The organism is Sphingopyxis sp. LC81 (assembly GCF_000756375.1).
Lineage (GTDB): Bacteria > Pseudomonadota > Alphaproteobacteria > Sphingomonadales > Sphingomonadaceae > Sphingopyxis.
Genome location: NZ_JNFD01000031.1, coordinates 1 through 1,524 on the forward strand (window position 1 = coordinate 1; position 1,524 = coordinate 1,524).

The 1,524-nt window shown below is 60.6% G+C and carries 1 protein-coding gene; it reads left to right on the plus strand.

Annotated elements, in window-relative coordinates; genetic code table 11:
* Positions 1 to 85: 85 nt before the first annotated feature.
* A protein-coding gene (locus FG91_RS15415; protein WP_409581491.1) for an IS3 family transposase occupies positions 86 to 1,449 on the plus strand; the annotation gives its coding sequence in 2 pieces (ribosomal slippage) (positions 86 to 433 and positions 436 to 1,449; 1,362 coding nt in all).
* The last annotated feature ends 75 nt before the right edge of the window (positions 1,450 to 1,524 follow it).

The following is a 1,524-nucleotide window of genomic DNA, read 5'->3' on the forward strand; positions in this document are numbered from 1 at the left end:
TGTCCGCCGTCAGCACCAATGGCACAGATTTGAGGTTGTGATTTAAGGAGGATCTGGGCTTCGTCGTAGTGACGAAGGAACGAAGATGAAGCCCAGATCCTCCAATGTAAAATCGCCCGCCAAGGCCTCCGCAGAGCGGGTAGTGAAGGACATCCGGCGGCAGACCCGGCGCCACTTTTCGGCCGAGGACAAGATCCGCATCGTGTTGGATGGCCTGCGCGGGGAAGACAGCATCGCCGAGCTGTGCCGCAAGGAAGGTATCGCGCAGAGCCTTTATTACACCTGGTCGAAGGAGTTCATGGAAGCTGGCAAGCGCCGCCTGGCCGGCGACACCGCCCGTGCCGCGACCACCGGCGAGGTCCAGGACCTGCGCCGCGAAGCCCGGGCATTGAAGGAATGCGTGGCCGACCTCACCCTGGAAAACCGCCTACTTAAAAAAAGCATGATCGCGGATGGGGGCGACGACGAATGAGGTACCCTGCATCGGAGAAGCTCGAGATCATCCGGATCGTCGAGCAGTCGCACCTGCCCGCCAAGCACACGCTGGACCAGCTCGGCATCGCCCGCCGGACGTTCTACCGCTGGTATGATCGCTTCCTCGAAGGCGGTCCGGAGGCGCTGGAAGATCGACCATCGGCGCCGAGCAGGGTGTGGAACCGTATCCCGCCTGACATCCATGACCAGATCATCGAACTGGCGCTGGATTACAGCGAGCTGTCACCGCGCGAACTGGCGGTGCGCTTCACCGACGAGAAGCGCTACTTCGTGTCCGAAGCCACGGTTTACCGGCTGTTGAAGGCCCATGACCTGATCACCAGCCCTGCCTATGTCGTGATCAAGGCGGCCGATCAGTTCCACACCAAGACCACGCGGGTGAACGAGATGTGGCAGACCGACTTCACCTACTTCAAGATCATCGGTTGGGGCTGGATGTATCTGTCGACCGTGCTCGACGACTTCTCGCGCTACATCATCGCCTGGAAGCTGTGTACCAACATGCGGGCCGAGGACGTCACCGACACGCTGGACATGGCGCTCGCGGCGTCAGGCTGCGACAGCGCCACCGTGCAGCACAAGCCCAGGCTGCTTAGCGACAATGGTCCCAGCTACATCGCCGGCGAGCTGGCCGAATATATCGAAGCTCAAAACATGAGCCATGTCCGCGGCGCTCCGATGCATCCGCAAACGCAGGGCAAGATCGAACGCTGGCACCAGACCCTCAAAAACCGCATCCTGCTGGAAAACTACTTCCTGCCCGGCGATCTCGAGGCTCGGATCGAGGCGTTCGTCGAGCACTACAACAACCAGCGCTACCATGAGAGCCTGAACAACGTGACACCCGCCGACGCCTACTTCGGCAGGGCTTCGGCAATCATCAAACAGCGCGAAAGGATCAAGCGACAGACCATCGAATATCGGCGCTTGCAACACCGCAAGCTCGCCGCCTAACATTAACCCCAGGACGAGGCCCGCACTCCGCTAATTTACGCCGCGAGTTGTGCCAAATGTTCTGACGACGGACAC